The organism is Collinsella sp. 4_8_47FAA (genome assembly GCF_000763055.1).
Classification (GTDB): Bacteria; Actinomycetota; Coriobacteriia; order Coriobacteriales; family Coriobacteriaceae; genus Collinsella.
Genome location: NZ_KN214135.1, coordinates 232,480 through 258,140, shown reverse-complemented (window position 1 = coordinate 258,140; position 25,661 = coordinate 232,480). Strand labels below are relative to the sequence as shown.

General features: G+C 60.1%; 33 protein-coding genes and 1 riboswitch. Of the genes, 29 read left to right on the top strand and 4 right to left on the bottom strand.

The window, feature by feature from the left end:
- Positions 1 to 73: 73 nt before the first annotated feature.
- Complete coding sequence (locus tag HMPREF9463_RS04490) at positions 74 to 808, top strand: 3'-5' exonuclease (protein ID WP_035137466.1); 735 nt, start codon at positions 74 to 76, stop codon at positions 806 to 808.
- 110 nt (positions 809 to 918) lie between these two features.
- Here the strand turns inward: HMPREF9463_RS04490 and HMPREF9463_RS04485 are convergent, their stop codons facing one another.
- The 3 genes from HMPREF9463_RS04485 to HMPREF9463_RS04475 form a co-directional block, all read right to left on the bottom strand.
- Positions 919 to 1,341: a hypothetical protein gene (locus tag HMPREF9463_RS04485; RefSeq protein ID WP_035137465.1), complete on the bottom strand. Its 423-nt coding sequence runs from the start codon at positions 1,339 to 1,341 to the stop codon at positions 919 to 921.
- Between the two features lie 8 nt (positions 1,342 to 1,349).
- Positions 1,350 to 1,440, bottom strand: a riboswitch (SAM riboswitch).
- Between the two features lie 281 nt (positions 1,441 to 1,721).
- The gene (locus tag HMPREF9463_RS04480) at positions 1,722 to 2,684 is read right to left on the bottom strand and encodes a hypothetical protein (RefSeq protein WP_035137464.1); all 963 of its coding nucleotides are present in this window, start codon (positions 2,682 to 2,684) and stop codon (positions 1,722 to 1,724) included.
- Between the two features lie 123 nt (positions 2,685 to 2,807).
- A complete protein-coding gene (locus HMPREF9463_RS04475; RefSeq protein WP_035137462.1) occupies positions 2,808 to 3,461 on the bottom strand; it encodes a helix-turn-helix transcriptional regulator in 654 nt (217 codons plus the stop codon).
- 277 nt (positions 3,462 to 3,738) lie between these two features.
- On the opposite strand from HMPREF9463_RS04475, the gene dpaL reads away from it, so the two are divergent.
- The 5 genes from dpaL to hydA all read left to right on the top strand — a co-directional run bounded on the left by dpaL (position 3,739) and on the right by hydA (position 10,123).
- A complete protein-coding gene (gene dpaL, locus HMPREF9463_RS04470; protein WP_035137461.1) occupies positions 3,739 to 4,953 on the top strand; it encodes a diaminopropionate ammonia-lyase in 1,215 nt (404 codons plus the stop codon).
- A gap of 238 nt (positions 4,954 to 5,191) precedes the next feature.
- Positions 5,192 to 6,577: a YgeY family selenium metabolism-linked hydrolase gene (locus tag HMPREF9463_RS04465; RefSeq protein ID WP_035137460.1), complete on the top strand. Its 1,386-nt coding sequence runs from the start codon at positions 5,192 to 5,194 to the stop codon at positions 6,575 to 6,577.
- A 201-nt stretch (positions 6,578 to 6,778) separates the two neighbouring features.
- The gene (gene ygeW / locus HMPREF9463_RS04460) at positions 6,779 to 7,981 is read left to right on the top strand and encodes a knotted carbamoyltransferase YgeW (RefSeq protein ID WP_035137457.1); all 1,203 of its coding nucleotides are present in this window, start codon (positions 6,779 to 6,781) and stop codon (positions 7,979 to 7,981) included.
- Between the two features lie 150 nt (positions 7,982 to 8,131).
- Positions 8,132 to 8,746 (top strand): nucleotidyltransferase family protein, encoded by a 615-nt coding sequence (locus HMPREF9463_RS10420; RefSeq protein ID WP_052044075.1) that lies wholly within the window; start codon positions 8,132 to 8,134, stop codon positions 8,744 to 8,746.
- Positions 8,747 to 8,755: 9 nt separating this feature from the next.
- Positions 8,756 to 10,123, top strand: coding sequence for a dihydropyrimidinase (hydA, locus tag HMPREF9463_RS04450; RefSeq protein WP_035137455.1), 1,368 nt, complete (start codon positions 8,756 to 8,758; stop codon positions 10,121 to 10,123).
- Between the two features lie 109 nt (positions 10,124 to 10,232).
- Here the strand turns inward: hydA and yqeC are convergent, their stop codons facing one another.
- Entirely contained in the window at positions 10,233 to 10,967 is a 735-nt protein-coding gene (yqeC, locus tag HMPREF9463_RS04445; protein ID WP_035137453.1) for a selenium cofactor biosynthesis protein YqeC, read from the bottom strand.
- A gap of 102 nt (positions 10,968 to 11,069) precedes the next feature.
- Between yqeC and yqeB the strand changes: the two genes are divergently transcribed.
- The 23 genes from yqeB (at position 11,070) to HMPREF9463_RS04330 (ending at position 25,639) form a co-directional block, all read left to right on the top strand.
- On the top strand, positions 11,070 to 11,864 hold the full coding sequence (yqeB, locus tag HMPREF9463_RS04440) for a selenium-dependent molybdenum cofactor biosynthesis protein YqeB (protein ID WP_035137452.1): 795 nt from the start codon (positions 11,070 to 11,072) through the stop codon (positions 11,862 to 11,864).
- 9 nt (positions 11,865 to 11,873) lie between these two features.
- A complete protein-coding gene (locus HMPREF9463_RS04435) occupies positions 11,874 to 12,917 on the top strand; it encodes an XdhC family protein (RefSeq protein WP_035137449.1) in 1,044 nt (347 codons plus the stop codon).
- Between the two features lie 311 nt (positions 12,918 to 13,228).
- The gene (gene rplE, locus HMPREF9463_RS04430; RefSeq protein WP_006235260.1) at positions 13,229 to 13,786 is read left to right on the top strand and encodes a 50S ribosomal protein L5; all 558 of its coding nucleotides are present in this window, start codon (positions 13,229 to 13,231) and stop codon (positions 13,784 to 13,786) included.
- A 79-nt stretch (positions 13,787 to 13,865) separates the two neighbouring features.
- Entirely contained in the window at positions 13,866 to 14,051 is a 186-nt protein-coding gene (locus HMPREF9463_RS04425; protein ID WP_022094280.1) for a type Z 30S ribosomal protein S14, read from the top strand.
- Between the two features lie 119 nt (positions 14,052 to 14,170).
- A complete protein-coding gene (gene rpsH / locus HMPREF9463_RS04420; protein WP_006235262.1) occupies positions 14,171 to 14,569 on the top strand; it encodes a 30S ribosomal protein S8 in 399 nt (132 codons plus the stop codon).
- A 33-nt stretch (positions 14,570 to 14,602) separates the two neighbouring features.
- Positions 14,603 to 15,139, top strand: a complete 537-nt coding sequence (gene rplF / locus HMPREF9463_RS04415) for a 50S ribosomal protein L6 (protein ID WP_006235263.1) — start codon at positions 14,603 to 14,605, stop codon at positions 15,137 to 15,139.
- Positions 15,140 to 15,214: 75 nt separating this feature from the next.
- A complete protein-coding gene (gene rplR / locus HMPREF9463_RS04410; RefSeq protein ID WP_006235264.1) occupies positions 15,215 to 15,583 on the top strand; it encodes a 50S ribosomal protein L18 in 369 nt (122 codons plus the stop codon).
- A gap of 14 nt (positions 15,584 to 15,597) precedes the next feature.
- The gene (gene rpsE, locus HMPREF9463_RS04405) at positions 15,598 to 16,122 is read left to right on the top strand and encodes a 30S ribosomal protein S5 (RefSeq protein WP_006235265.1); all 525 of its coding nucleotides are present in this window, start codon (positions 15,598 to 15,600) and stop codon (positions 16,120 to 16,122) included.
- A 2-nt stretch (positions 16,123 to 16,124) separates the two neighbouring features.
- Complete coding sequence (gene rpmD / locus HMPREF9463_RS04400; protein ID WP_006235266.1) at positions 16,125 to 16,307, top strand: 50S ribosomal protein L30; 183 nt, start codon at positions 16,125 to 16,127, stop codon at positions 16,305 to 16,307.
- 3 nt (positions 16,308 to 16,310) lie between these two features.
- Positions 16,311 to 16,760, top strand: a complete 450-nt coding sequence (rplO, locus tag HMPREF9463_RS04395; RefSeq protein WP_006235267.1) for a 50S ribosomal protein L15 — start codon at positions 16,311 to 16,313, stop codon at positions 16,758 to 16,760.
- Complete coding sequence (gene secY / locus HMPREF9463_RS04390; RefSeq protein ID WP_035137447.1) at positions 16,754 to 18,040, top strand: preprotein translocase subunit SecY; 1,287 nt, start codon at positions 16,754 to 16,756, stop codon at positions 18,038 to 18,040. Before rplO ends, secY begins: the two co-directional genes overlap by 7 nt.
- Before the next feature lie 18 nt (positions 18,041 to 18,058).
- The gene (locus HMPREF9463_RS04385) at positions 18,059 to 18,685 is read left to right on the top strand and encodes an adenylate kinase (protein WP_006235269.1); all 627 of its coding nucleotides are present in this window, start codon (positions 18,059 to 18,061) and stop codon (positions 18,683 to 18,685) included.
- Positions 18,682 to 19,470, top strand: coding sequence for a type I methionyl aminopeptidase (map, locus tag HMPREF9463_RS04380; protein ID WP_006235270.1), 789 nt, complete (start codon positions 18,682 to 18,684; stop codon positions 19,468 to 19,470). Before HMPREF9463_RS04385 ends, map begins: the two co-directional genes overlap by 4 nt.
- Before the next feature lie 104 nt (positions 19,471 to 19,574).
- Entirely contained in the window at positions 19,575 to 19,793 is a 219-nt protein-coding gene (gene infA / locus HMPREF9463_RS04375; RefSeq protein WP_035137443.1) for a translation initiation factor IF-1, read from the top strand.
- A gap of 147 nt (positions 19,794 to 19,940) precedes the next feature.
- Positions 19,941 to 20,054, top strand: a complete 114-nt coding sequence (rpmJ, locus tag HMPREF9463_RS04370) for a 50S ribosomal protein L36 (RefSeq protein WP_006363204.1) — start codon at positions 19,941 to 19,943, stop codon at positions 20,052 to 20,054.
- Positions 20,055 to 20,068: 14 nt separating this feature from the next.
- Positions 20,069 to 20,443: a 30S ribosomal protein S13 gene (gene rpsM, locus HMPREF9463_RS04365; RefSeq protein ID WP_022094275.1), complete on the top strand. Its 375-nt coding sequence runs from the start codon at positions 20,069 to 20,071 to the stop codon at positions 20,441 to 20,443.
- Positions 20,444 to 20,457: 14 nt separating this feature from the next.
- A complete protein-coding gene (rpsK, locus tag HMPREF9463_RS04360; protein ID WP_006235274.1) occupies positions 20,458 to 20,862 on the top strand; it encodes a 30S ribosomal protein S11 in 405 nt (134 codons plus the stop codon).
- 19 nt (positions 20,863 to 20,881) lie between these two features.
- Entirely contained in the window at positions 20,882 to 21,478 is a 597-nt protein-coding gene (gene rpsD / locus HMPREF9463_RS04355) for a 30S ribosomal protein S4 (protein WP_006235275.1), read from the top strand.
- A gap of 32 nt (positions 21,479 to 21,510) precedes the next feature.
- The gene (locus HMPREF9463_RS04350; RefSeq protein ID WP_006235276.1) at positions 21,511 to 22,452 is read left to right on the top strand and encodes a DNA-directed RNA polymerase subunit alpha; all 942 of its coding nucleotides are present in this window, start codon (positions 21,511 to 21,513) and stop codon (positions 22,450 to 22,452) included.
- A gap of 30 nt (positions 22,453 to 22,482) precedes the next feature.
- Entirely contained in the window at positions 22,483 to 22,950 is a 468-nt protein-coding gene (gene rplQ, locus HMPREF9463_RS04345) for a 50S ribosomal protein L17 (protein ID WP_006235277.1), read from the top strand.
- Positions 22,951 to 23,042: 92 nt separating this feature from the next.
- Positions 23,043 to 23,867 (top strand): tRNA pseudouridine(38-40) synthase TruA, encoded by an 825-nt coding sequence (truA, locus tag HMPREF9463_RS04340; RefSeq protein WP_035137442.1) that lies wholly within the window; start codon positions 23,043 to 23,045, stop codon positions 23,865 to 23,867.
- A 203-nt stretch (positions 23,868 to 24,070) separates the two neighbouring features.
- Complete coding sequence (locus tag HMPREF9463_RS04335) at positions 24,071 to 25,069, top strand: glycosyltransferase family 2 protein (protein WP_148334167.1); 999 nt, start codon at positions 24,071 to 24,073, stop codon at positions 25,067 to 25,069.
- A 132-nt stretch (positions 25,070 to 25,201) separates the two neighbouring features.
- Complete coding sequence (locus HMPREF9463_RS04330; RefSeq protein ID WP_006235280.1) at positions 25,202 to 25,639, top strand: arginine repressor; 438 nt, start codon at positions 25,202 to 25,204, stop codon at positions 25,637 to 25,639.
- The last annotated feature ends 22 nt before the right edge of the window (positions 25,640 to 25,661 follow it).

Sequence of the window (25,661 nt, the reverse complement as noted above, 5' to 3'; positions counted from 1 at the left end):
CGCGGGCGCCTATCCTTACAGCAATGTAGCCGCCTATGTAGCAAGCGGCGGTTGACGGAGAAAGGCCCTAACCGTGTCAGCTGAAAAGACGCCGTGCATCTCGGCTATCGATACGACGAACTATGCGCGCCAGATCGTGCTGGACTTTGAGTTTGCGCCGGTGCCAAGGCAGCGCCAACGCCGCGGGTTGCGCAACGAGATTATCGAGGTCGGCGCGGTTAAGCTCGATAACCGCGGCAACGTTATGGGCGAGTTCTCGCAGTTTGTGCAGACAGAATTTACCGAAGGCGTTGCGTTTCCCGTCCGCGAGCTTACGGGGATATCGGCCGTGGACACCGCGATGGCTGATCCGCTCTATGTGGTGATCAAAAGACTCAGCGATTGGATCGGTCGCTACTCCGCCCAGATAGTTTGCTGGAGCGGGGCGGATCATCGACAGCTTATGACCGAGTGCCAGGCAAAGCACATGGACCTTTCCGCATTTCCTACGGACTGGGCCGACCTGCAGGCGTTTTACACTTCGATCATGGACGTGGGCAGCCACGGGTGCGTCTCTTTGAGTGACGCGGCAACGTGGTTTGGCATCGAGTTCGACGAGTCGACGGGTCACGCCCACAGCGCCTTAGCCGATGCGCGCGTGACCGCCAAGCTGCTCAAGCAGGTGATGGATGGGGACTACCGCGTGAGCCCGCACGTCCAGGAAGTCCGCCAGCGGTGGGGGATGGGCGAGCGAGCCCAGACGCGCCTTTCCAGCAAGTGCCCCGAGCTGGGCGACCTGCTGCTGAGGCTGAAGGCGGAGGGGAGGTAGGCCTTTTGAGAACGCCATTCGGTTTGGCATGGCAGGGCTGTAAGCGCGACTTCGCACTGCTGTTTGAATCGAAGCGTCAACCAGTATGACGAGCTGTCTGGTCTGTCTGCCTACACCATCGCAATCCCGCGGGCCGCACTCAACAGCTCATACTCCCTTTCGCTCCACTGCCGCAGCTCGGCTGTGCGTACGGCGTCGCGACACAGGTCCAGAAACACCTCAGCTCCCTCGCAGAAGCACTCGCGGGCAAAGTCGCCCGAGCCGCTTGCGACGCACGCGCCGTCGGCAAAGAGCTTCCGGCTAGACGGCTCACGCAAATCGTCTCCGAACAACTTAATCTGTAGCACATGCGGATTGCCAGCAGCGCAGAGCTCTTCCTCGAGCTTCTGTACCGTGAAGCGCATCTGGTGGGAGAGGCTGTTCTTGACCATGGCCGAGGCATAGCCGCTCGGCTCGTCCAGAAGATGCATTCGTTTTGGCTTGGCTGCCAGGTTGTGGAAGTTGCGCTCACTGCGCACGGAGAAATTGTCCATACGGACTCCTTTCATCGATGTTGGCAGGGCCACCGTGCCTCTTGGCCGGTTGGCGTCGGGATCGTGGAGCCAACTCTCTACCCCGACTCTGGATAAAACGCGCCCGCTCCTTGCGGGCAAGATGGAGTCTATCAACGTGTACGGACTCAACGTGTACGGACAGAAATCAAGCGCCATCCGCGAAATGACGCGCGGATGGCGTTGGTTTCCCAAGTGATTATTCGGCTTTCATCCGGAAAAGTGTCGAAATCAGCCGTGTAAAAGTACGGAAAAGTGTCGAAATAGGCACCTTAAAACTTCGGAAAAGTGTAGCTGGATGACAAAACAGCACTTAGAAGCTGGTGCTGGATGCGGGATCCTGCGACTGCCTTCAGCTCTCGCTACTCGTCGTCCTCGTCGTTGGGGTCGCCCTTGAGGGTGTTGATGTCCAGGTACTGGTTATCGTCCTCTTTTTGCTGGGTCTCCGACTCCGCTTGGGTGGGGCCGCGGAACAGCTGGAATCCCTCAAACGCAATGACACCGAGCAGGGCAATGATAATGGCGATAAAGGCAACCTTGACTGCCTGCGGAAATTCCGAGAAACGCAGCGCCTTTTCCTCGGCGTAATAATCGGCGAAGCGCTCTTCGCCCGTGCTTTTGGTATACGCCGGCGCGGACGCGGCCTCTGGGTCATATTCCGGTGCGGGCGTGGCAGCGTACGGATCGTTGAGATAATCGCTCGATGCGGTGCCATAATCCTCGGTCTCGATGCGACTGGTGCCAGCATAGCCATCGGAATAATCGGAATATGCCGCACCGCCCTCATAGTCCGCGGCGCTCGTGTTGGCGGCAAAAAGCGGGTTAACTGGAACATCGAGCGCCGGCATGCCGGCAGAGGTCTCATCCAGATCGGCTGCAGTCCAGGAATCGTAGGCAACTTGATGGGCAACGGGCTCATCGAGCCTTGCGACCGGAGGCTTGCGTGCCGCAGGAACAGGCAACTGCTGGGCGCTGTACATAACAGTGCTGTCGGCCGATTTGCCCTGCGTCGCTGCAGCGAGAAATGCCGCCGTCTCGGACGGGTCGCTTGCGGGGCGGGGAGCGGGCGTGGGCGCCGAAGTGGGTGCGGGCGACTGCGCAGGAGTCGGCGCAGATGCGGGCTTAGGCGCAAGTGCGGGATTGGGACTTGACGGGCGAGCCCCGCCGCCCATGAGTTCGTCGGCGGTCCACGGGCGATCATCCATCACGTCGTCAAGGCTCAGCGAAAACAGGTCGTCTTCACCCTCATCGAACATGCGGTGCACATGTCCACCAATTGCCGGAATCAATCCGCGACCGGTGCATGATGCCTTGCTCAACGCCATTCTGTTCCATCCTTTCGAAATACTAATGACATCGATTATATGGAACTTCCCAAGCTGCTCGGTCTTGGATTCGTGCTTTCCAGAACTCGCGCCCAAAAGGGGAGGGGCAATCCAGGCGAGCGCTTACTTGTCGCCGGCCGCCGCCTTGGCCTCATTGAGGTAGCTATAGAAGCTGTACTTGGAGATGCCAAAGAACTCGCAGGCGCGCTCGCTCGACTTGGAAATGAGGAAGGCGCCGCGACGGTCGAGATAGCCAATGGCACGAATGCGCTCGTCTTTGGTCATGAGTGCCGCGGGCTTGCCCACAAACTGCTCGCACTCGTGCAGCAGGTCCTCGAGCAGGTCGCCGATGTTCTTGGTAATGGGCTCGGGCTCGGTATAGCCCGTGCCGCCGGTGCCGGTGAAAGCGTCGAGCGAGCGCTCAAAAGCCTTCATAAGCGTAATGTCAAAGTTGATGCCCAAAATGCCGACGGGCTTGCCCTCGTCGTTGCGGATAAAGATGGTCGAGGACTTGAGCAGCTTGCCATCGGTGGTTTTAGTGAGGTACGGCTCGCGGTCGTGTACGTCGGTGCTGCCCTCGTGCATGGACTCAAACACAATATGGCTGGGGCCGTCACCCAGTTTGCGCCCGCTGACGTGGCCGTTTTCGATCACTACGATGGAGTGGTCCACGTCCTCGGTCTCCAGATCGTGGACGACGACTTCGCAGTTGGGGCCAAATTGGAGCGCCAGGCCGTGTGCGAGGCGCTTGTAAAACTCAATCTGTGCGGGGGTCATGGGTGCCTTCCTAAAAATTAGTTTGGGCACACTTTGCCATAAACCACACTTGACCGCAAACAAATCCATCAACAAGGCAATTCTTGACCGTTCGGCGGCGAAAAAGTACCGATTACGGCAACAAACAATTCGTTAGGTATGCCAATCAAAAAGTGTGATAGAACATTACTAACAAACTTTTTGTTTGGCATCCACATAAAAGTTCAGCCGTGTGAATGGGATCGGGCTGAAACGCGTATGCGGGGGCCGGCAAGAGAGGACTTAAGGAGTTCACCGTATGGCCGATAAGATCCAGTGGGCGAGCAACACGATGCCCAAGAGCGATGACAAGCACTTGGGAATCATGAGTCTCGACCACGTGAAGAAAGCCCGTGCCTTCCACCAGTCGTTCCCCCAGTACACCGTCACTCCGCTTGCCCGCCTGGACGGCCAGGCCGCGCGCCTGGGCCTGTCCAACCTGTGCGTTAAGGACGAAAGCTATCGCTTTGGCCTCAACGCCTTTAAGGTCCTGGGCGGCTCGTTTGCCATGGCCAACTACATTGCCGACGAGACCGGCAAGGACGTTGCCGACTGCACCTTCGATTACCTGACCTCCGATCAGCTGGCCGAGGACTTTGGCCAGGCCACCTTCTTTACCGCTACCGACGGCAACCATGGCCGCGGCGTGGCATGGGCTGCCAACAAGCTGGGCCAGAAGGCCGTCGTGCACATGCCCAAGGGTTCCACCAAGCCCCGCTTCGATAACATCGCCGCCGAGGGCGCCACGGTGACCATCGAAGAGGTCAACTACGACGAGTGCGTGCGCATGGCTGCCGCCGAGGCTGACGCCTGCGAGCGTGGCGTCATCGTTCAGGACACCGCCTGGGAGGGCTACGAGAAGATCCCGTCCTGGATCATGGAGGGTTACGGCACCATGGCTTCCGAGGCTGCCGAGCAGCTGCGCGAGATGGCCATCAACCGCCCGACCCACGTGTTTGTCCAGGCTGGCGTGGGTTCGCTCGCCGGCGCCGTGGTGGGCTACTTCACCAACCTGTATCCCGATAACCCGCCCACCTTCGTCGTGGTTGAGTGCGCGCCTGCCGCCTGCCTGTACAAGGGCGCTGCCGCCGGCGACGGTGACCCGCGCATCGTGGACGGCGACATGCCCTCCATCATGGCCGGTCTGTGCTGCGGTGAGCCCAACATCCTGGGCTGGGATATCCTGCGCAACCACGCCACCGCCTTCGTGTCCTGCCCCGACTGGGTCACCGCTCGCGGCATGCGCACCCTGGGCGCTCCCGAGAAGGGCGACCCGCGCGTCATCTCCGGCGAGTCCGGCGCTGTGACCACCGGCCTGGTCGAGACCCTCATGCTCGATCCCGAGTACGCCGAGCTCAAGGAGCTCATCGGCCTGGACAAGACGAGCTCCGTGCTCTGCTTCTCCACCGAGGGCGACACGGATCCGGATCAGTATCGTCGCATCGTCTGGGAGGGCGAGTATCCGACCTGCTAGCGGGTCTGGCCTGTCCGGGCGGCGGAGCATATGTTTGCTCCCTGCTCGAACAGTCCTGCTCGCACGGAGAGCACATTAAGTGCTCTCCGGCTCGTGCGGAACTCGCGACGGAGCAAACATATGCTCCGCCACCCTACGTTTACTTGCTTGCCGGGTACTCGACCTCACGCTGCTTGGCACAAGTGATCTATCTGAAATATCTACCTGTAGGTAAACCCTTGTAGAAAGGTTGACTGTTATGACTAAGGAACTCGATTTCGAGGCAATTAAGGCTGCTGCTGAGTCTCATCGTGCTGATATGACTCGCTTCCTGCGCGCCATGATCTCCCACCCCTCTGAGTCCTGCGAGGAGGGTGAGGTTGTTGCCTGCATCAAGGCCGAGATGGAGAGCCTTGGCTATGACGAGGTCAAGGTCGACGGCCTGGGCAATGTTATGGGCTTTATGGGCGAGGGCGACAAGATCATCGCCATCGACTCTCACATCGACACCGTCGGCATCGGCAACATCGAGAACTGGGATGCCGATCCCTATGAGGGCTATGAGACCGACGAGATCATCTACGGCCGCGGCGGCTCCGACCAGGAGGGCGGCATGGCTTCCGCTACCTACGCTGCCAAGATGATGAAGGACATGGGCCTCATCCCCGAGGGCTACAAGATCATGGTCGTCGGCACCGTCCAGGAAGAGGACTGCGACGGCATGTGCTGGCAGTACATCTACAACAAGGACGGCATTAAGCCCGAGTTCGTCATTTCCACCGAGCCCACCGACGGCGGCATCTATCGCGGTCACCGCGGCCGCATGGAGATCCGCGTCGACGTTCACGGCACCTCCTGCCACGGCTCCGCTCCCGACCGCGGCGACAACGCCATCTACAAGATGGCCGACATCATCGCCGACGTCCGCGCCCTCAACAACAACGGCTGCGACGAGTCGACCGACATCAAGGGTCTCGTTAAGATGCTCGACCCCAAGTACAACCCCGAGCACTTCGAGGACGCCCGCTTCCTGGGCCGCGGCACCTGCACCGTCAGCCAGATCTTCTACACCAGCCCCAGCCGCTGCGCCGTGGCCGATTCCTGCGCCATCTCCATCGACCGTCGCATGACCGCCGGTGAGACCTGGGAGTCCTGCCTGGACGAGATCCGCAACCTGCCGGCCGCCAAGAAGTACGGCGACGACGTGAAGGTCTCCATGTACATGTACGACCGTCCGTCCTGGACCGGCGAGGTCTACGAGACCGAGGCTTACTTCCCCACGTGGATCAACAAGGAGACTGCTCCGCACGTCAAGGCCCTCGTCGACGCCCACAAGGCCATGTTTGGTGACGAGCGCATCGGCTGCGAGCCCAGCATGGACAAGCGCACCGGTCGTCCGCTGTGCGACAAGTGGACCTTCTCCACGAACTGCGTTTCCATCCAGGGCCGCTACGGCATTCCCTGCGTGGGCTTTGGCCCGGGTGCCGAGTCTCAGGCTCACGCTCCCAACGAGGTCACCTACAAGGACGACCTGGTCACCGCTGCCGCCATGTATGTGGCTGCCCTGAACCTCTACGATCCGAGCCAGGCCGATGGCGACGCCACCGTGTTCCGCGCCGGTCTGACCAACAACAAGATCGATTAGTCCCATTCCTCGATTTTGTTGAGCCGGGGGCCACTCGTGTCCCTGGCACCCCCTGTTGACTTGGGGCCCGCGGTCGTTATCTCCCATGCTTCCTCAACGGTGGCGGGTCCTCGTCATGGTGCTCTGCATGTTCTAGCCACACGCGCATGCCGGAGCGCATCAACTCATTGCGATCGTTTCATCTTTAGAAAGGACATTTACATGGACGCTAAGTTTACCGAGCTCGTCGAGCAGCTGAACGGCCTCGATTTTAAGGGTATGTACGGCAGCGATTTCCTGCACACTTGGGACAAGACCACCGATGAGCTCAAGGCTCTCTACATCGTCGCCGACGCCCTGCGCGAGCTGCGTGAGAACAACGTCTCGTCCAAGATCTTCGACTCGGGCCTGGCCGTCTCCCTGTTCCGCGACAACTCCACCCGTACGCGCTTCTCCTTCTCTAAGGCCGCCAACCTGCTCGGCCTTGAGCTGCAGGACCTGGACGAGAAGAAGTCCCAGATCGCTCACGGCGAGACCGTCCGCGAGACCGCTACCATGATCTCCTTCATGGCCGACGTCATCGGCATCCGCGATGACATGTACATCGGCAAGGGAGACGCCTACATGGCCGAGGTCTCCGAGTCTGTCCAGCAGGCTTACGAGGACGGCGTTCTGGATCACCGTCCCACGCTCATCTCCCTGCAGTCCGACTCCGATCACCCCACGCAGTCCTCTGCCGACATGCTCTACCTCATCAACGAGTTTGGCGGTCTTGAGAACCTCAAGGGCAAGAAGGTTGCCGTTACCTGGGCCTATTCGCCCTCTTACGGCAAGCCGCTGTCCTGCCCGCAGTCACTGATCAGCCTGCTGCCCCGCTTTGGCATGGACGTCACCCTGGCCCACCCCGAGGGCTACGACCTCATGCCCGAGGTCGTCGAGCGCGCCAAGGGCTATGTCGCCGAGTCCGGCACCACCTTTAAGCAGGTCAACACCATGGCCGAGGCCTTCGAGGGCGCCGACATCGTGATCCCCAAGAGCTGGGCTCCGTTTGCCGCCATGGAGAAGCGTACCAACCTGTACGCCGAGGGCGACGACGCCGGCATCGCAGCGCTCGAGAAGGAGCTGCTCGCCCAGAACGCCACCCATCAGGACTGGTGCTCCACGACCGAGCTCATGGAGAAGACTGCCAACGGCCAGGACACCATCTTTATGCACCCGCTGCCCGCCGACATCTCCGGTGTCTCCTGCGAGCACGGCGAGGTTAACGCCGACGTCTTCGACATGCACCGCGTGGGCATGTACAAGGAGGCCAGCTACAAGCCGTATGCCATCGCAGCCATGATGTTCCTGCAGAAGGTTGCCGATCCCGCCGCTACCCTCAAGGCCCTCGACGAGCGCAACACCGCCCGTTGGCTCCAGGCCTAAAGCCGGGTTGAGGTAAGCCATGTAAAAGGGGCGCTCTGCCAACCGGCGGGGTGCCCCCTTTTTGCATCGCGGGCGTGCGGGATAAGCGCTTTCGATGTGGATGCCCGCGGCGCGAGTTATGGGTACGATGGTTTCAGGGGAGGTATCACCATGAAACTTGGATGCGTCATTATGGCCTCGGGCGAGGGCAAGCGGTTTGGCTTCAACAAGATGCTCGCCGATATCTATGGCGAGCCGCTGATTGCCCGGACTATCGATTCGGTTCCCCGGGGCTTTGACGTTGTGGTTTCGACGCGTTGGCCCGAGGTCGCTCAGATTTGCGAGGACAAGCATTGCCCGTGCGTGCTGCACGATGGCGAGCTGCGCAGCGAAAGCGTCCGTGCGGGCCTTTCGTGGGGAGTCGAACGCAACTGGAAAGGTTGCCTCTTTTTGCCGGGCGACCAGCCGCTCGTGAGTTCGGATTCTTTTGAGGCTATGGTTCGTGCATTTGACGAGCGCGGCCGCAAGCATCCGGTGCGTCTTGCGTGCAACGGTGAGCCTTCGAGCCCGGCGCTCTTTCCGGCGGAACTGTTCGATGCGCTTATGTGTCTTGAGGGCAAGGACGGCGGCGGTTCGATCCTCAAGGACCGTACCGACGTGGTGCTGGTCGAGGCGCGTGCCTACGAGCTATGGGACGTCGATACCGTCAAGGGACAGCGACGCATAACGGAGCATATTGCCGCCTGCTCGTATTTTGATCGCGTGGCCAACTGCATCAATCAATAAGGAGCAATTATGATCATCATCAAAAACGGCGCGCTCGTGACGTCCCAGGGGCTTCGCCGCGCCGATCTTGCCATGGATGGCGATAAGATCGTGCGGATCGCCGCAGCGATTGAGCCGGCCGAGGGCGATACCGTCGAGGATGCCGCGGGCTGCTGGGTGTTCCCCGGCTTTATCGACGGCCACACGCACATGCAGTGCTGGACCGGCATGGATTGGACAGCCGATAGCTTTGAAACCGGCACGCGTGCGGCTGCCTGCGGCGGTACGACGACCATCGTGGACTACGCGACGGCTGATCGCGGCGTGACCATGCCCGATGCCTTGGCCGAGTGGCATCGCCGTGCCGACGGAACCTGCACGGCCAACTACGCCTTTCATATGGCACTCGCCGAGTGGAATGAACGCAACCGCGCCGATCTTTCGGCTATGCGCGAGGCGGGCGTATCGTCGTTTAAGACCTACTTTGCCTACGATCATTTGCGCCTGGACGATGCCGAGACGCTCGAGGTGCTCGAGGAGCTCAAGCGCCTGGGCGGTATCCTGTGCGTGCATTGCGAGAACGGCACGTTGGTCAACGCGCTGCAGAAGCGCGTGTTTGAGCAGGGTATCCACGGGCCCGAGGGCCATGCGCTCAGCCGTCCGGACGTGTGTGAGGCCGAGGCCGTGAGCCGCCTGCTGTATCTGGCTCACTTGGCCGGGGACGCTCCGGTCAACGTGGTGCACCTTTCGACCAAGCTGGGGCTCGAGGCCATCCGTGCTGCCAAAGCGCGCGGGCAGAAGAACATCTATGTCGAGACCTGCCCTCAGTATCTGATGCTCGACGATACTTGCTACTTGGAGCAGGGCGAGGACGGCTTTGCGGGCGCCAAGTATGTGATGAGCCCGCCGCTGCGCCATGCGGGTGACCGTGCCGCGTTGCGCGAGGCGCTTGTGGCCGGCGAGATCGATACTATTGCAACCGATCATTGCAGCTTTAACCTGCACGGGCAAAAGGACCGCGGCCGCGACGATTTCCGCGCGATTCCCAACGGCGGGCCCGGCGTGGAGCATCGTCCCGTCGCGATCGCCACGAGCTTTGAGGGCCAGCTGGGCCCCGAGGACCTCTGCCGCTTGATGAGCGAGAACCCGGCACGCGTCTTTGGCATGTATCCGCGCAAGGGCTGTCTTGCCGAGGGCTCCGATGCCGACGTGTGCGTGTGGGATCCCAAAGCGCGCTGGACAATCAGTGCCGCGACGCAGCATCAGGCTGTGGACTACACGCCGCTCGAGGGCTTTGAGGCTCACGGCCGCGCCAAGGCTGTGTTTGTGAACGGCGTGCTGGTGGCGCGCGATGGCGAGCCCACCGGAGCCCAGCCCGGTCGCTACGTGCCCCGCTAGCAGCAAAGATGCCGTGTCCCCTCCTCAGTTGCGGTGAAATACGGACTGTTTGCGGCCGTCGGGCGGCCAAACAGTCCGTATTTCACCGCAACTGAGGAGATGGGGCCGGCTACTTGAGGCTGCTGGCGACGACGGGGTGGTCGAGAGCTGCCTCGAAGCGGTCGGCCATCGTGGGGTCGCTGAGCGTGTCGACTTGGTTGAGCATGATGCGGGCATTGTTGAGGTTCAGCATCCGCAGCTCGGCATTGAGCACCTGGGCGACGCGCTCTGGGGTGGCAGTGTCGGTGAGCTCGCAGCCGCAACGCTCGCAAAAGAGCTCGGGGCGGTGGGCAACCTCGGCGACGGGTTTGCCCAGTCCCGAGGCGCCGACGACCCAGACAACGTTTGCCGTGCCAGAGGGAATCACCGGCTCCCAGGCGGCGTGCGCCTTGAGCGGGAGCCGCTTGCTGCCGTCCGCCTCGGCCAACACGTAGTCAAAGCGCTGTGCCAGCTCGCCGAGTGGCTCGGCGGGTGCGGAGAGCTTGCCTGTTTCCGGGTCTAAGACACCCGCCTGGCAAATACTCCCGCGGGCAAGTCCCGCGCACGCCTCACAGGTGCAGCCGGGAACATGCGCGGCACCCGGCTTCCAAGGTGCGGCACCCAGGCGACGATTCGACCCGTCCCACGGGACGCCGGCGACGGGAAACATGTGCGTGGTGGTGCAGAGGAGCACCCCGCCGCCGGCGCGCATGAGCTCGAGACCCAGCGTTTTCAGCAACGTCGACTTGCCGCCGCTGCCGATAATCGCGGTAATGCCCGGCTCGATCCTGAGCGCCGAGGCAAGATTGCCGCTAACCGTTTCCATCTGTTCACCGCCGTATAATACTGTGATAATAAATAATCATCAGAGTAGCGGTCGAACCGCTTTTGCTCTGCTCAAACCGTAGCACAGGGAGGTGCCCCGGGAATGCTCGTTTATGTTCGCGGCGCCGGCGATATCGCCACGGGCGTCGCCGCTCGCTTGGTGCGCGCCGGCGTGTCAGTTGTCATGGCCGATATCGCGGTTCCCACGTGCATCCGCCGCACAATCAGTTTTTGCGAGGCTATTCGCCTGGGCGAGGTCCAGGTCGAGGGCATTCGCGCTCGCTTGGCGCAGACGCCGGCAGAGGCGCTCGAGATTACCCAAGCGGGGGATGTTGCCGTCGTGGTGGACCCTCAGGCCAAGATGCTCGATGAGCTTAAACCCGCGGCTGTGGTCGACGCGATTCTGGCCAAGCGCAACCTGGGCACCACGCGCGACATGGCGCCTACCGTCATCGCCGTGGGGCCGGGCTTTACCGCGCCGGTCGATTGCGACGCCGTGGTCGAGACCATGCGCGGGCATTTTTTGGGCCGTGTCATTACCCAGGGCTCGCCCCAGCCCAACACGGGCGTGCCGGGCGTCATCGCCGGATATGGCAAGGAGCGCGTTATCCACAGCCCCGCCGCCGGCGTGTTTCGGTCCGACCGCGCAATCGGCGACATCGTGAGCGCCGGAGACGTGATTGGCTACGCGGACGATACGCCCATGTGCACGCAGATCGATGGCTGCCTGCGCGGGCTTTTGGCGAACGGCGTGCAGGTGACTGAGGGCTTTAAATGCGCCGATGTCGATCCGCGCGGCGATGCCAGCTATATCAACTACATTTCGGACAAGGCGACGTCGGTCGGCGGCGGCGTGCTCGAGGCACTCGCTATGCTCACCGATATCTTTAGAGGATAGAAGGCGGCAATGGAAAAGCTCGATGTTGTGAATGCGGCGCTTGCCGCCCTGCGTGCTGGCGAGACGTGCGAGCTGGCGGTCGTGGCCGGCACGGCGGGGTCATCGCCGCGCGGCGTGGGCGCCTGGATGGTCGTCTTTGCCGACGGTAGCCAGGCGGGCACTATCGGCGGCGGCAAGATCGAGCTCTTTGCGCTCGATGAGGCGCGCGAGCTGCTGGCCGGGGGTAAATCGCGTCTGGTCCGCTACACCATGGGCGGCGAGAACTCCGATACCGGCATGATCTGCGGCGGAGCTATCTGCCTGTGCTATCTGCACTTGGACGCGACCAAGGCACCGTTGTTCCAGTCGGTTGCCGACGTCTTGGCGTATCGACGCATCGGCGACTTCGTCATCGACTTTGAGCCGTTTATCGCAAGCGCGCTCGAAAGCGACGCTACTGAGTACCATGGCGAGGAATCGCGCCGCACCATTGCGGGCTGCCCCGGGCTTTCGCTGGTGGAGGGGGGGAGTAAGGTCACCTACACCAACGCGGCCTCTGAGATTCCCGCGGCGCACATCGAGACGCTCTGCCCCGAGGGCCTGACCTATATCTTTGGCTGCGGCCACGTGGGCGCCGCGACGGCGCGGGTGCTTACGGCGGCGGGCTTTGCCGTCGTGGCGTGCGACGACCGCCCCGGCACGCTGACGCCCGAATGGGTACCCGGTGTCTACGACCGTCGTCTGGTCGACTACAAGAACCTGGGCGAGCAGTGCCCCATCGGTCCGCGCGACTTGGTGGTCGTCGCCACGGCGGGTCACAAGTCCGATATCGACGTGGTGATTCAGGCCATGCGCGCCAAGCCTGCCTACCTGGGCTGTCTGGGTTCGCGCCGCAAGATGGCCTTTATGCGTGCCCGCCTGGAGCAGGAAGGTTTTACGCAGGACCAGATCGACGAGCTGCACCTTCCGATCGGCGTTGCCATCGAGGCCGAGGACCCCGAGGAGATCGCCATCTCCATCGCCGCCGAGATGATCCACCTGCGCCGCACCAAACTCGTCCCCCGCAAGCGCTAATCGCATCCCCACCAATAAGTTGCGGTGAAATACGGATTGTTTAAGCCTGTTAGGCCGCCAAACAGTCCCTATTTCACCGCAACTACTTTTTGGGATCCATTTGTGCGGGGGAGTTGTGGAGTTGTGCAGGCAGACGAGGTTTTTCTGGAAATACGCTCCCGATGCGCGTATAGTACCGATTGTTTTGTCGGCTCCTGCTGCGTCGAGTCCAAACCGCAAAATGCCATGAGCGGCGCGGATGCAGCCAGGAGGCACGAGGACAACCCATCGTGGCCACGCCCCGTGCTTAAAACCCCAAGAAGGAGTGAACAATGGCAGAAGAGAAGTATGTGCCGCGTCTGAAGACCAAGTACAACAACGAGGTCAAGCAGCAGCTTCAGGACAAGTTCCAGTACGAGAATGTCATGATGATCCCCAAGTTTGAGAAGATCGTCGTGAACATGGGTGTCGGCGAGGCCGCTACCGATTCCAAGGCCATTGACGGTGCCGTGCGCGACCTGCGCGCCATCACCGGCCAGCAGCCGATGATCACCCGTGCCCGCAAGTCCATCGCTACCTTCCGCCTGCGCGCTGGTATGCCGATCGGCTGCAAGGTTACCCTGCGTGGCGACCGTATGTGGGAGTTCTTCGATCGTCTGACCTCCGTCGCGATCCCCCGTATCCGCGACTTCCGCGGCATCTCCGCCAAGAGCTTCGACGGCCGTGGTAACTTCTCCATGGGCGTCACCGAGCAGCTCATCTTCCCCGAGATCGACTTCGATTCCGTCGATCACCAGCGCGGTATGGACATCACTTTCGTGACCACCGCCAATACCGATGAGGAGGCCAAGGCCCTTCTGGACGCCTTCGGTTTCCCGTTCAAGAAATAGGTTCACCTGCCCTATAAGCGCCGTTCCCACAAGGGGGCGGCGCTTGGGGCGAACAATACTCTATGTGAGGAGGATATAAGTGGCTAAGACATCGATGATCGTCAAGTGCAATCGCAAGCAGAAGTTCTCTACTCGTGAGTACACGCGCTGCCAGCGCTGCGGCCGTCCGCACTCTGTGTACCGCAAGTTCGGCCTGTGCCGTGTCTGCTTCCGCGAGCTTGCACTCAAGGGCGAGCTTCCCGGCGTTAAGAAGGCCAGCTGGTAAGTCACTACCAGCGTTTCAAGCATCAGTTTGGAACAGGGAAAACGCGCTAAAAAGGCTTTGCCGTTAAGGGCGGCGAAGAACCAAGAGCACGTGTTCATCAAGAACGAAGGAGAATCTGTATGAACCTTACAGACCCGATCGCAGATATGCTTACGCGCATCCGTAACGCTAACTCTGTGAACAAGGCCACGGTCTCCATGCCGAGCAGCAAGAAGCTCGTCGAGATCGCTCGTGTTCTGCACGAGGAGGGCTACATCGAGGGCTACGATGTCGAGGACACCGTTCCCCAGAAGACTCTGCACATCACGCTTAAGTATGGTCCCAAGAAGGCTAAGGTCATCAACGGCATCCGCCGCATTTCCAAGCCGGGCCTGCGTAAGTACACCGGCGTTGCCGACATGCCCCGCGTCCGCGGTGGCCTTGGTACCGCCATTATTTCCACCAGCCATGGCGTCATGACCGACCGCGATGCTCGCAAGCACAACGTCGGCGGCGAGATCATCGCTTACGTCTGGTAATTCGCTCGGTAGGTAGAAGGAAAGGAGATCACCGTGTCTCGTATCGGTAATAAGCCTGTCCAGATTCCCGCCGGAGTCGAAGTGGCAGTCAACGGCAACAACGTTGTCGTCAAGGGCCCCAAGGGCCAGCTCGAGCTCGATGTCTTTGAGAAGCTCGCTATCAACGTCGAGGACAACGTCCTCACCGTTTCCCGTCCCGACGACGAGCGTGAGACCCGTGCCCGCCACGGCCTCACCCGCGCCCTCATCCACAACATGGTTGTTGGCGTTTCCGAGGGCTTCGAGAAGAAGCTTGAGCTCGCCGGCGTCGGTTACCGCGTGCAGCAGAAGGGCAAGAACCTCGAGTTCTCCCTGGGCTTCTCGCACCCCGTGATCGTCGAGGCTCCTGAGGGCATCACCTTCGAGGTTCCCGACAACACCCACGTGAACGTCAAGGGTATCAACAAGCAGCAGGTCGGTCAGATCGCCGCTGAGATCCGCGGCCATCGTCCTCCCGAGCCTTACAAGGGCAAGGGTATCCACTACGTTGGCGAGCACATCCGCCGCAAGCTGGGTAAGGCCGCCAAGTAGTCGTAACCGACTCACTCGCATAAGACCAGCACCCCGTCAGGTGCTGGCAAGATCAACCTTTTTAGGAGTTTACGTATGAACAAGCATAAGGCGAAGCTGGAAGGCCTCAAGCGTCGTCAGCGTCGTGTTCGCGGCAAGGTCTCGGGTACCTCCGAGCGTCCGCGTCTTCGCGTGACCCGTACTAACGCCAACATCTATGCCCAGATCATCGACGACAGCAAGGGCTCCAGCCTGACGCTCGTCTCTGCCTCGACCCTCGAGGCCGAGTTCAAGGGCACCCACACCTCGAACAAGGAGGCTGCGGAGAAGGTCGGTCAGCTCGTTGGCAAGCGCGCCATCGAGGCCGGCATCACCAAGGTCGCCTTCGATCGCGGTGGCCGTATCTACCATGGCCGCGTCAAGGCCCTCGCCGACGGTGCTCGTGCCGCCGGTCTCGAGTTCTAGGAGGTATGTAGCACATGGCTCGTAATCAGAAGCAGCAGCGCGAGGCCTCCGAGTTCGAGGAGCGCGTCGTTTACATCAACCGCGTGTCGAAGACCGTCAAGGGTGGTCGTCGCATGAGCCTCGTCGCTCTCGTCGTCGTTGGCGACGGCAAGGGCAACGTCGGCGTTGGCATGGGCAAGTCCGCTGAGGTGCCCATGGCCATCTCCAAGGCATCTCTCGATGCCAAGAAGAACATGTTCCACGTGCCGGTGACCGAGCAGGGCACCATCCCGCACGAGGTTCTCGGCCACTTTGGTGCCGGCCGCATCATCATCAAGCCCGCTGTCGAGGGTACCGGCGTTATCGCCGGCGGCGCTGTGCGTCCCCTCTTTGAGCTTGCTGGCATCAAGAACGTCCTGTCCAAGTCCCTCGGTACCGACAACGGCCTCAACATCATCAAGGCTGCCGTCGAGGGCCTCAAGGAGCTCTCCAGCCCTGAGGACGTCGCGGCTCGCCGTGGCCTGACGGTCTCCGAGATGTTCGTCGGTAAGGAGAACTAAGCATGGCTGACACCATCAAGATCAAGCAGGTCCGCAGCACCAACGGTTGCAAGCAGGACCAGGTCCGTACTGTCCGTGCCCTCGGTCTCCACAGGATCCGCGAGGTTCGCGAGATTGCTGACAACGAGTCCGTCCGCGGCATGATCTTCAAGGTCAAGCACCTTGTCGAGATTGTAGAGGAGTAGCAAATGCAGCTTCACGATCTTACTCCCGCGCCCGGTTCCACCAAGAACCGCAAGCGCGTCGGCCGTGGCAATTCTTCGGGTCACGGCACCACTTCTGGCCGCGGTCAGAAGGGCCAGGGTTCCCGCTCTGGCGGCACCAAGGGTGCCGGCTTCGAGGGTGGCCAGACTCCGCTGGCTATGCGCCTGCCCAAGCTTCCGGGCTTCCGTAACCCCCGTCGTATCGAGTACACCGCTGTTAACGTTGAGCGTCTCGAGCGTAAGTTCGAGGACGGCGCTGTGATCGACGGTGCCGCTCTTAAGGCCGCTCGCATCACCAAGAGCGAGTTCGAGCCCGTCAAGGTGCTCGGCAATGGTGAGCTCACCAAGAAGTTCACGGTCAAGGTCGACAAGGTCAGCGCTTCTGCGCAGGCCAAGATCGAGGCCGCCGGCGGAAAGGTCGAGCTGCCGTGCTAAATGGTCTTAAGAATGCTTTCCGCATCAAAGAATTGCGCGAAAAGATTCTTTTTACCATAGCTATGCTCGTCGTGTACCGCATTGGTGCGCACGTTCCTGTGCCCGGCATTCCCTTCCAGGGGATGCTGGGCCTTTTCTCGACCGATAACAATTCGGTCGCCGCAGGTGCTATGGCCCTCCTGAATCTTTTCTCTGGCGGCGCGTTGAGCTATGTGTCGGTGTTTTCGCTGGGCATCATGCCTTACATCACCAGCTCGATCATCCTCCAGATGCTCCAGGCCGTCGTGCCTTCCCTGCATGAGCTTGCCCGCGAGGGCGAGGTCGGTCAGACCAAGATTACGCAGTATTCGCGTTACCTCACCCTGGCTCTGGCAATCCTCAACTCCGTTGGTTACCTCTTCCTCTTTAAGAGCTTCGGCATCAGCTTCAATGGCGCCGGCGCTCCCGAGATCATCTTCGACCTCATGATCGTCGGCACGCTCACTGCGGGCGCCATGCTGATCATGTGGATTGGTGAGCTCATCACCCAGCGCGGTATCGGCAATGGCATGTCGCTGATCATCTTCGCGAACATCATGGCCGGTCTGCCGCAGGCTATCTTCTCCAGCACCGAGGGCAATGCCGGTGGCATCATCACCATGGTGATCATTTGCGCCATCATCCTGCTGGTTATCCCGCTGATTGTTTTCCTTGAGCGCGGCCAGCGCCGCATCCCGGTCTCCTACGCTAAGCGCGTCGTGGGCCGTCGCATGATGGGTGGCCAGACCACCTACCTGCCCATCAAGGTCAACACCGCGGGTGTCGTGCCGATCATCTTCGCTTCGGCGCTGCTGTACTTCCCGGCTCAGATTGCCGTGTTCTTCCCCGGCATCGGCTGGATTCAGGCAGTTGCCTCCGCGCTTTCGACCGGTTGGCTCAACTGGGTGCTTAACGTTGTCCTCATCGTGTTCTTCGCGTACTTCTACACCTCCATGGTGTTCAACCCCGATGACACGGCCGATAACCTTAAGAAGCAGGGCGGCTTTATTCCGGGCGTGCGTCCGGGTAGGGCTACCGCGGCCTACATCAAGAACGCGCTCAACAAGATCACGCTTCCCAGCGCTGTCTTTTTGGCGCTCATCGCCATCGTGCCTTCGATCATCTTCTCCTTCACGGGTAACCATCTGATCCAGGCATTTGGCGGCACGTCCATCCTCATCATGGTCGGCGTCGTGCTCGACACGGTCGATAAGCTCGAAGGCCAGATCAAGATGTATGATTACGATGGATTCTTTAAATAGGCTAGAGGAGGATTGCTCATGAACCTCGTATTGCTCGGAGCTCCGGGTGCCGGTAAGGGCACCGTCGCACAGGAGCTCGTCGCCGAGTTTGGCGTCGCCCACATTTCCACGGGCGACCTGCTGCGTGCTGCCGTCAAGGGTGGCACCGAGCTTGGTATTCAGGCTAAGAAGTACATGGACGCTGGCGAGCTCGTTCCCGACCAGCTCGTGATCGACCTTGTCAAGGAGCGCCTTGCCGCCGATGACGCCCAGCAGGGCTTCATCCTCGACGGCTTCCCGCGCAACACCGCCCAGGCTGTGACGCTCGATTCCGAGCTCTCCGCCATGGGTCGCGAGATCGACTGCGCCCTTCTGGTCGATGTGGCCCCCGAGGTCATTATCGATCGTCTGTCTTCGCGTCGCACCTGCCGCGCATGCGGTTACACCGGCACCGCTGCCGATGCTACCTGCCCCAAGTGTGGCGGCGAGATGTATCAGCGCGACGACGACAAGCCCGAGACCATCAAGAACCGTCTCGACGTCTACGAGAAGTCCACGAGCCCGCTCGTCGACTACTATCGTGGCCAGGGTCTGCTCAAGTCGGTCAACGGTGACCAGGCTCGCGAGACCGTGTACGGGGATGTCAAAGAGGCTCTCGGTCTATGATCAAGATTAAGTCTGCAACGCAAATCGAGCAGATGAAGAAGGCAGGAGCGCTATCTAAGATGGCGCTCCGCCACGTTGGAGCCATGGTGCGCCCCGGCGTTTCCACCTTTGAGCTCGATCAGCTCGCGGAGCAGATTATCCGCATGCATGGCGGCACCCCGGCCTTTAAGGGTTACGGCGGGTTCCCGGGGACCATTTGCGCATCGATCAACGATGCCGTGGTCCACGGTATTCCCAACCCCGACATGATCCTGCGCGATGGCGATATCATCTCCATCGATACGGGAGCCGTTGTCGACGGTTGGGTCGGCGATAACGCTTGGACGTTTTTCGTCGGCACCCCCACGCCCGAAGCCAAGGCTTTGTGCGAGGTCACGCGCGATTGCCTTAAGGCAGCCATCGAGCAGGCTGTTCCCGGTAACCATATCGGGGACGTCGGTTATGCCGTTCAGTCCCTCGCCGAGTCTCACGGTTACGGTGTGCTTCGTGATTATGTAGGCCATGGCATTGGCCGCGTGATGCACGAGGACCCCAACGTTCCTAACTATGGAAAGAAGGGGAGGGGCGTTCGCCTCCAGGCCGGCATGGTCATTGCCATCGAGCCGATGGTTACGATGGGTTCCAACCATGTGAGCACGGGCTCCGACGGTTGGATTGTTACGACCAACGATCACCTGCCCGCCGCGCACTACGAGAACACCGTCGCCATTACCAATGACGGTCCGGTGATTCTCACCACGGATGCCCAAGGTGCTTGGTGCTCCCTCCAAGGCGGAGAAATGTAACAAGTTCCACTTAGTTGTGGAGCCATTACGAAGTTATTACGATGCGTACATACGTGTTGTAGAATACTCAATCGCTGTCGTTTTCTAGAGAAAGATGATTGCTTGTGAAGAAGGAAGACGCAATTGAGCTCGAGGGTACGGTAAAAGAGCCGCTGCCCAACGCCATGTTTAAGGTCGAGCTCGAGAACGGTCATTCGGTTCTGTGCAACATTTCTGGCAAGATCCGAATGAATTACATCCGCATTCTCCCCGGTGACAGGGTTGTCGTGGAGCTTTCCCCGTACGACCTGACCCGCGGCCGCATCACCTATCGCTATAAATAGCGGCACGCATACACGCTCTTTTCCGACTGCAGGCTTAGCTCAACCTACGGTCGGTTTGCGTGTGAAGACCAGCCATAGTTTTAAACGCCTGCGGCTGGGCGAGTAGATAGTAGGGAAGTAGTTTGAGCGCTACCGAAAGGAAGAACGATGAAGGTACGTCCTTCGGTCAAGAAGATGTGCGATAAGTGCAAAATCATTAGGCGCCATGGCAAGGTCCTCGTCATTTGCGAGAATCCCCGTCATAAGCAGCGTCAGGGTTAAGAGAGGAGACTACGTTGGCCCGTATTAATGGTGTCGACCTCCCGCGTGAGAAGCGCGTTGAGATCGGTCTGACCTACATTTACGGCATCGGCCGCACCACTGCGACGAAGATTTGCGTCGAGTGCAACGTTAACGTGGATACGCGCGTTAAGGACCTCACCGAGGATGAGGTTAACGCCATCCGCGATTATATCGATAAGAACCAGATCATGGTTGAGGGCGACCTCCGCCGTGAGCGCAACCAGAACGTCAAGCGCCTTATGGACATCGGCTGCAACCGCGGCCTTCGTCACCGCAAGGGCCTCCCGGTCCGCGGCCAGCGCACCCACACTAACGCTCGTACCCGCAAGGGCCCGAAGCGTCAGATCGGTGCTAAGAAGAAGAAATAAGGAGCGCTAGATAGATGGCTACTGCTAAGAAGAACGTTCGCGCTGCCCGTCTGAAGCGCGCGGACCGTAAGAACATTTCCGTGGGCCAGGCTCACATTCGTTCTACGTTCAACAACACTATCGTTTCGATCACCGATCCCCAGGGCAACGTCATTTCCTGGAAGTCGGCTGGCCAGGTGGGCTTCAAGGGCTCCCGTAAGTCCACGCCGTTCGCTGCCCAGATGGCTGCCGAGGCTGCTGCCAAGCAGGCCATGGAGCACGGTATGAAGAAGGTTTCCGTCTTCGTCAAGGGCCCCGGCTCCGGTCGTGAGACCGCCATCCGCTCCCTCCAGGCTGCTGGCCTCGAGGTCTCGAGCATCCAGGACAAGACCCCCATTCCGCACAACGGCTGCCGCCCCAAGAAGCGTCGCCGCGTGTAACTGAAAGGATCGTATCAATATGGCAATCGACAGGACTCCTGTTCTTAAGCGCTGCCGTCAGCTCGGGATCGATCCCGCTGAGCTCGGTTACAGCAGCAAGAAGGAATCTATCCGTCAGCCCAAGCGCCGTCGCAAGGAATCTGAGTACGGCATGCAGCTGCGCGAGAAGCAGAAGGTCAAGTTCATCTATGGCGTTCTGGAGAAGCAGTTCCACGGCTACTTCAACAAGGCCCGCAAGATGAACGGCGTCACCGGTGAGAACCTCATGATCATCCTTGAGTCTCGCCTCGACAACGTCGTCTTCCGTCTTGGCTTCGCCCGCACCCGCAAAGAGGCTCGTCAGTCCGTCCGTCACGGTCACTTCACCGTGAACGGCAAGCGCGTGGACATCCCGTCCTACCGCGTCAAGGCCGGCGACGTCGTCGCTGTCGGCGAGAAGTTCCGTGACCTCCTCCCCATCAAGGAGGCTCTGATTTCCTCCGAGCGCTTTGAGGTCCCTGGCTGGCTCGAGGTCGATATCGAGAAGCTGTCTGGTAACGTGCTCGCTCTGCCGACGCGTGAGCAGATCAGCGGTGATATCAACGAGCAGCTCATCGTCGAGCTCTACTCTAAGTAGTCCATCCGGGCTGCTGAGGCTGGAGGTAATACATGTCAGAATTCATTAGGCCTCAGGTTCAGGTCGAAGAGATCAACGAGACGTCTGCTCGTGTCTCCGTCGAGCCGCTCGAGCGTGGCTACGGCGATACGCTGGGTAACTCCCTTCGTCGCGTTCTTCTGTCCTCGCTCGAGGGTGCCGCCGTCGAGGCTATTCAGATCGATGGCGCGCAGCACGAGTTCATGACCATCCCTAACATGGTCGAGGATGTCACCGACATCGTCCTGAATGTCAAGGGTCTTGTCTTCAGGGCTCTCGGCACGACCGACGAGGCGACCGCCACCATTTCGGTTGACGGCCCCTGCGAGGTCACCGGTGCGGACTTCTTTATTCCGTCCGAGTTTGAGCTGGTCAACCCCGAGCAGCACATCGCTACGCTCACCGAGGGTGGCCATCTCACCATGAGCATGCGCATCGGCTATGGCCGCGGCTATGTTTCTGGCGAGGCCAACAAGCGCGACAACGATCCCATCGGTGTGATCCACGTCGACTCTCTGTACTCGCCGGTTTCCCGTTGCGCCAAGCTCGTTGAGGCTTGCCGTGTCGGTCAGCACACCGACTACGACCGCCTTGTCCTCGAGATCGAGACCAACGGCTCCATCGCCCCGCGCGACGCCGTGGTCCAGGCTGCCAATATCATCAACCAGCATATGGCCGCCTTTATGAACCTTGCCGAGACCCCCGAGGTCGAGGAGGAGGCTTCGATCTTCGCTCCCGAGGTCACCAACGACAACGCCGAGCTGGACAAGCAGATCGAGGATCTGGACCTTTCCGTCCGTTCCTACAACTGCCTTAAGCGCGCCAGCATTCACTCGGTCCGTCAGCTCGTTGAGTTCTCGGAGAACGATCTGCTCAACATCCGTAACTTCGGTGTTAAGTCGATCGAGGAAGTGAAGGACAAGCTTGAGTCCATGGGCCTGAGCCTGAAGGCTTAATGCTTCGCATATTTGAGGAGAAACTAGACCATGCGTCACAACGTTAAGAAGGGCCTGAAGCTCGGCACCGATGCGAGCCACACCAAGGCCATGAAGAAGAGCCTTGCTAAGGCCCTCTTCGAGAACGACCGCATCAAGACCACCGAGACCCGCGCTAAGGCGCTGCGTTCGGTTGTCGATCCGATTATCACCTGGGCCAAGAAGGGCGACCTGCACTCTCGTCGTCTGGCTATCGCCAAGCTCGGCGATAAGCAGCTCGTTGCCGAGATCTTCGACAAGGCTGCTCAGGGCATGTGGCAGGACCGCAACGGCGGTTATACCCGCATCATGAAGCTCGGCAACCGCAAGGGCGACAACGCTCCCATCGTTATCATGGAGCTCGTCACCGAGCCTTGCACGCCTAAGGCCAAGAAGGCTGCTCCGGCCCCCAAGAAGGCCGCTGCTCCCAAGAAGGTCGAGGCTGTCGAGGAGGCTCCTGCTGAGGAGACCGCTGAGTAGACATTCCGTCTGCATAGGCTATATTCGAGGGGTACGTTCGCGTACCCCTCTTTTTTTGTCGCGATACCGTTACTTGTTTGTTGGGAGCGCCCATGACTGCGCCGTCTGATTTCAATTCGACCCCCGAGCTTGACGCCACGCTCGTATTTCGCGTGGCCTATGATGGCTCGTCGTATAGCGGATTTGCCGAGCAGCCGGGACAGACGACGGTTGCGGGTGAGCTGCGCCGCGCTATCGAGACGCTGCTTCGCCGTCCGATCGATCTGACGTGCGCGGGGCGTACCGATGCCGGCGTGCATGCCGTGGCTCAGTACATCAGCGTGCCCGTAACGGACGCTGAGCTCGCTTGTACGCGCCGTAGGTGGCTGCGGGCCATGGATGCCCTGCTGCCCAAAGATATCGCCATAAACGAGGTCTACAAGGCCCGTAAAGGCTTTTCTGCACGTTTTGACGCGCGTTCCCGTACGTATACGTACCGTATTGCCGATCGAGATGCGCGCCCCGTGCTGTCCCGCGGTGCCGTGTGGTGGCATCGCTATCCCCTCGACGTCGATGCGATGGCGGCCGCCTGCCCTGCGCTTTTGGGCGAGCAGGACTTTAAAAGCTTTTGCAAGGTTGCCTCTGCCGTGGGCAAACCTACGCACCGCTGCGTAATGCGCGCCGAGTTTGGCCATGAGGTTGCGTTTGGCGAGGACATCCTGACGTTTACCATCGAGGGCAATGCGTTTCTGCATTCGATGGTCCGTACGATCGTGGGCACGCTTGTCGAGATTGGCATGCATCGCCGTGAACCCGAGTGGATGCGCGAGGTCATCTATGCTTGCGACCGTACCGCTGCGGGCCCCACGGCTCCTGCCTGCGGCCTTACGTTTATGGGCGTGGATTACAATCCCGCCGAGCTCGTCGTGCTCGACTAGGGGAGGGCTCGACGCGTCGTGCGTCGGCACCTGTCATCTGTGGGCTGCGCGTGTGCAACATCTGTTCTTGGCGTGCAATACAACCGGTGTCTCATTGCTTTTATTGCCGGGGTGTACCATGAACCACGGTTTGATTCATTGCTGTCGAGAGGACGGATAACTTGGTTCGACGTGGCTCGCATCCGCGACTTTCGGTGATCCTTGTGGTAGAAGGTTCGCCCAGCTATGCGATGCGTGCGCTCGAGAGTATCCAGAACCAAGACCTCTACGATTTGCAGATTGTCGTTGTCTGCCGCGATGCTGCGCCCGGTGTGCGCCATTCGCTTCAAGTTGCTGCCGACAGGGACATCCATATTGATTTGATTGACGTCGAGGACGCGAAGCGCGGTGCTTGTCTTCGTGCCGGTTTTGCTGCCTCGCGTGGCTCTCAAATCATCGCTATGAACGCCGATGAGTGGTTTGCTCCGCAGTCCCTTTCCAAGATGGTCGATATCGCGTGCGATACTGCGGCAGACATAGTGTTTCCCACGGTGTCGCTCGACCGCTATGATGCACATCGAGAGCGCCATTCGCGCGTCTTGGATGCTACTCATATTTCCATTGATAGCAAATCTTCGATGGTGACCGGGCTGCCCCAGTTGATTTTAGGCGGCCTAGTCGTTCAGACCTCTGGCGTGATGTACAGCCGCTCGCTGTTTGAGGCATGCCTTTTGTGCGACAAGGTGTTTCGCACAGTTGGGTTTATGGCATGCGCGCTTTCGCAGACACGATGCGTGTCCGGCTGCGGCGATGCTTGTTTCCACACGGCGGCACCTAAGCTTACAGATGCCTTTGATCCCACCATGTATGCCAGGATATCCGATGACACCCGAGCGCTCGACGAGCTTGCGGACTCACTCTCGGAAGCAGACAGCGGTGGTCGGCTCAAGCTGGCAAGCCAAAAGTTCTACTTTGCCGGACTGGTCGCCTGCATCGAGAATTTGTGTCTGAGCCCGCATGGGGTGTCGTCAATCGAGCGTTCCGCCCGCATGCGTGATATGCTCGATGCGCCTCGAACCCGTCAGATGGTCGCCGCGCTCAAGGATAACCATCGGGGGCTCGGTTTGTTGTTTGGGCCGATCGCCAGCGCCAAGCCCGCGCGCTGCGTGATGTGTACGCATCTGGCAGCTTTTCTTAACCGGACGGGCACAAAAACCGCCTAAACGGCTCATTTCGAAACAAACTTGCATAGAATTGTTTCGAAATGCGTTCTTATACACAAAAGCCTTCAAATAGCGTTAAACTATTCAATCACTGATTGATTGTCTCCGCCATCTTTTGGAGTGAGGGTTTGTATGGCTAAAAAACGCAATGGGCGCCAGGATGCCATTAGAGATATTGTGCGCAATAAGGACGTCCGTACGCAGCGCGTGCTGGTCGATGAGCTCCGTGCTATGGGCTTTGATTGCACGCAGGCGACTGTCTCTCGCGATATTGCCGACATGGGGCTGCGCAAGCTCCCTGAGGGCATCTATGTTCTGGCAGAGGACCTGCACCTGCAGCGTATGGTTTCCGAGCTCGTAACGGGCGTTCTACGTACCGATAATCTGGTCATGATCAAGGCTCAGCCTGGCACGGCTTCCGGCATCGCCGCCGCCGTTGATGCGGCAGAGTTGCCCGATGTGCTTGGCTCGCTTGCCGGCAACGATACGATTTTGGTTATTGCCCAGACGGCCGAGGACGGCGAGCGTCTTGAGGCGCTGATCAATAAGCTGAGCAATTCTCGCAAGTAGGCGTGCGGGTCGTGCGCTCGGC

Coding starts and splice junctions, on each gene's coding strand:
- rplE (WP_006235260.1), top strand. CDS start 13,229: ATGGCAGAAGAGAAGTATGTGCCGCGTCTGAAGACCAAGTACAACAAC.
- HMPREF9463_RS04480 (WP_035137464.1), bottom strand. CDS start 2,684: ATGGCGTTGAGCAAGGCATCATGCACCGGTCGCGGATTGATTCCGGCA.
- hydA (WP_035137455.1), top strand. CDS start 8,756: ATGATCATCATCAAAAACGGCGCGCTCGTGACGTCCCAGGGGCTTCGC.
- yqeB (WP_035137452.1), top strand. CDS start 11,070: ATGCTCGTTTATGTTCGCGGCGCCGGCGATATCGCCACGGGCGTCGCC.
- HMPREF9463_RS04465 (WP_035137460.1), top strand. CDS start 5,192: ATGACTAAGGAACTCGATTTCGAGGCAATTAAGGCTGCTGCTGAGTCT.
- truA (WP_035137442.1), top strand. CDS start 23,043: ATGACTGCGCCGTCTGATTTCAATTCGACCCCCGAGCTTGACGCCACG.
- HMPREF9463_RS04350 (WP_006235276.1), top strand. CDS start 21,511: ATGTCAGAATTCATTAGGCCTCAGGTTCAGGTCGAAGAGATCAACGAG.
- rpmD (WP_006235266.1), top strand. CDS start 16,125: ATGGCTGACACCATCAAGATCAAGCAGGTCCGCAGCACCAACGGTTGC.
- rplO (WP_006235267.1), top strand. CDS start 16,311: ATGCAGCTTCACGATCTTACTCCCGCGCCCGGTTCCACCAAGAACCGC.
- rpsK (WP_006235274.1), top strand. CDS start 20,458: ATGGCTACTGCTAAGAAGAACGTTCGCGCTGCCCGTCTGAAGCGCGCG.
- ygeW (WP_035137457.1), top strand. CDS start 6,779: ATGGACGCTAAGTTTACCGAGCTCGTCGAGCAGCTGAACGGCCTCGAT.
- HMPREF9463_RS10420 (WP_052044075.1), top strand. CDS start 8,132: ATGAAACTTGGATGCGTCATTATGGCCTCGGGCGAGGGCAAGCGGTTT.
- dpaL (WP_035137461.1), top strand. CDS start 3,739: ATGGCCGATAAGATCCAGTGGGCGAGCAACACGATGCCCAAGAGCGAT.
- rpmJ (WP_006363204.1), top strand. CDS start 19,941: ATGAAGGTACGTCCTTCGGTCAAGAAGATGTGCGATAAGTGCAAAATC.
- map (WP_006235270.1), top strand. CDS start 18,682: ATGATCAAGATTAAGTCTGCAACGCAAATCGAGCAGATGAAGAAGGCA.
- HMPREF9463_RS04330 (WP_006235280.1), top strand. CDS start 25,202: ATGGCTAAAAAACGCAATGGGCGCCAGGATGCCATTAGAGATATTGTG.
- rplQ (WP_006235277.1), top strand. CDS start 22,483: ATGCGTCACAACGTTAAGAAGGGCCTGAAGCTCGGCACCGATGCGAGC.
- rplR (WP_006235264.1), top strand. CDS start 15,215: ATGAACAAGCATAAGGCGAAGCTGGAAGGCCTCAAGCGTCGTCAGCGT.
- rpsH (WP_006235262.1), top strand. CDS start 14,171: ATGAACCTTACAGACCCGATCGCAGATATGCTTACGCGCATCCGTAAC.
- rpsD (WP_006235275.1), top strand. CDS start 20,882: ATGGCAATCGACAGGACTCCTGTTCTTAAGCGCTGCCGTCAGCTCGGG.
- HMPREF9463_RS04485 (WP_035137465.1), bottom strand. CDS start 1,341: ATGGACAATTTCTCCGTGCGCAGTGAGCGCAACTTCCACAACCTGGCA.
- yqeC (WP_035137453.1), bottom strand. CDS start 10,967: ATGGAAACGGTTAGCGGCAATCTTGCCTCGGCGCTCAGGATCGAGCCG.
- HMPREF9463_RS04475 (WP_035137462.1), bottom strand. CDS start 3,461: ATGACCCCCGCACAGATTGAGTTTTACAAGCGCCTCGCACACGGCCTG.
- HMPREF9463_RS04435 (WP_035137449.1), top strand. CDS start 11,874: ATGGAAAAGCTCGATGTTGTGAATGCGGCGCTTGCCGCCCTGCGTGCT.
- rpsE (WP_006235265.1), top strand. CDS start 15,598: ATGGCTCGTAATCAGAAGCAGCAGCGCGAGGCCTCCGAGTTCGAGGAG.
- HMPREF9463_RS04385 (WP_006235269.1), top strand. CDS start 18,059: ATGAACCTCGTATTGCTCGGAGCTCCGGGTGCCGGTAAGGGCACCGTC.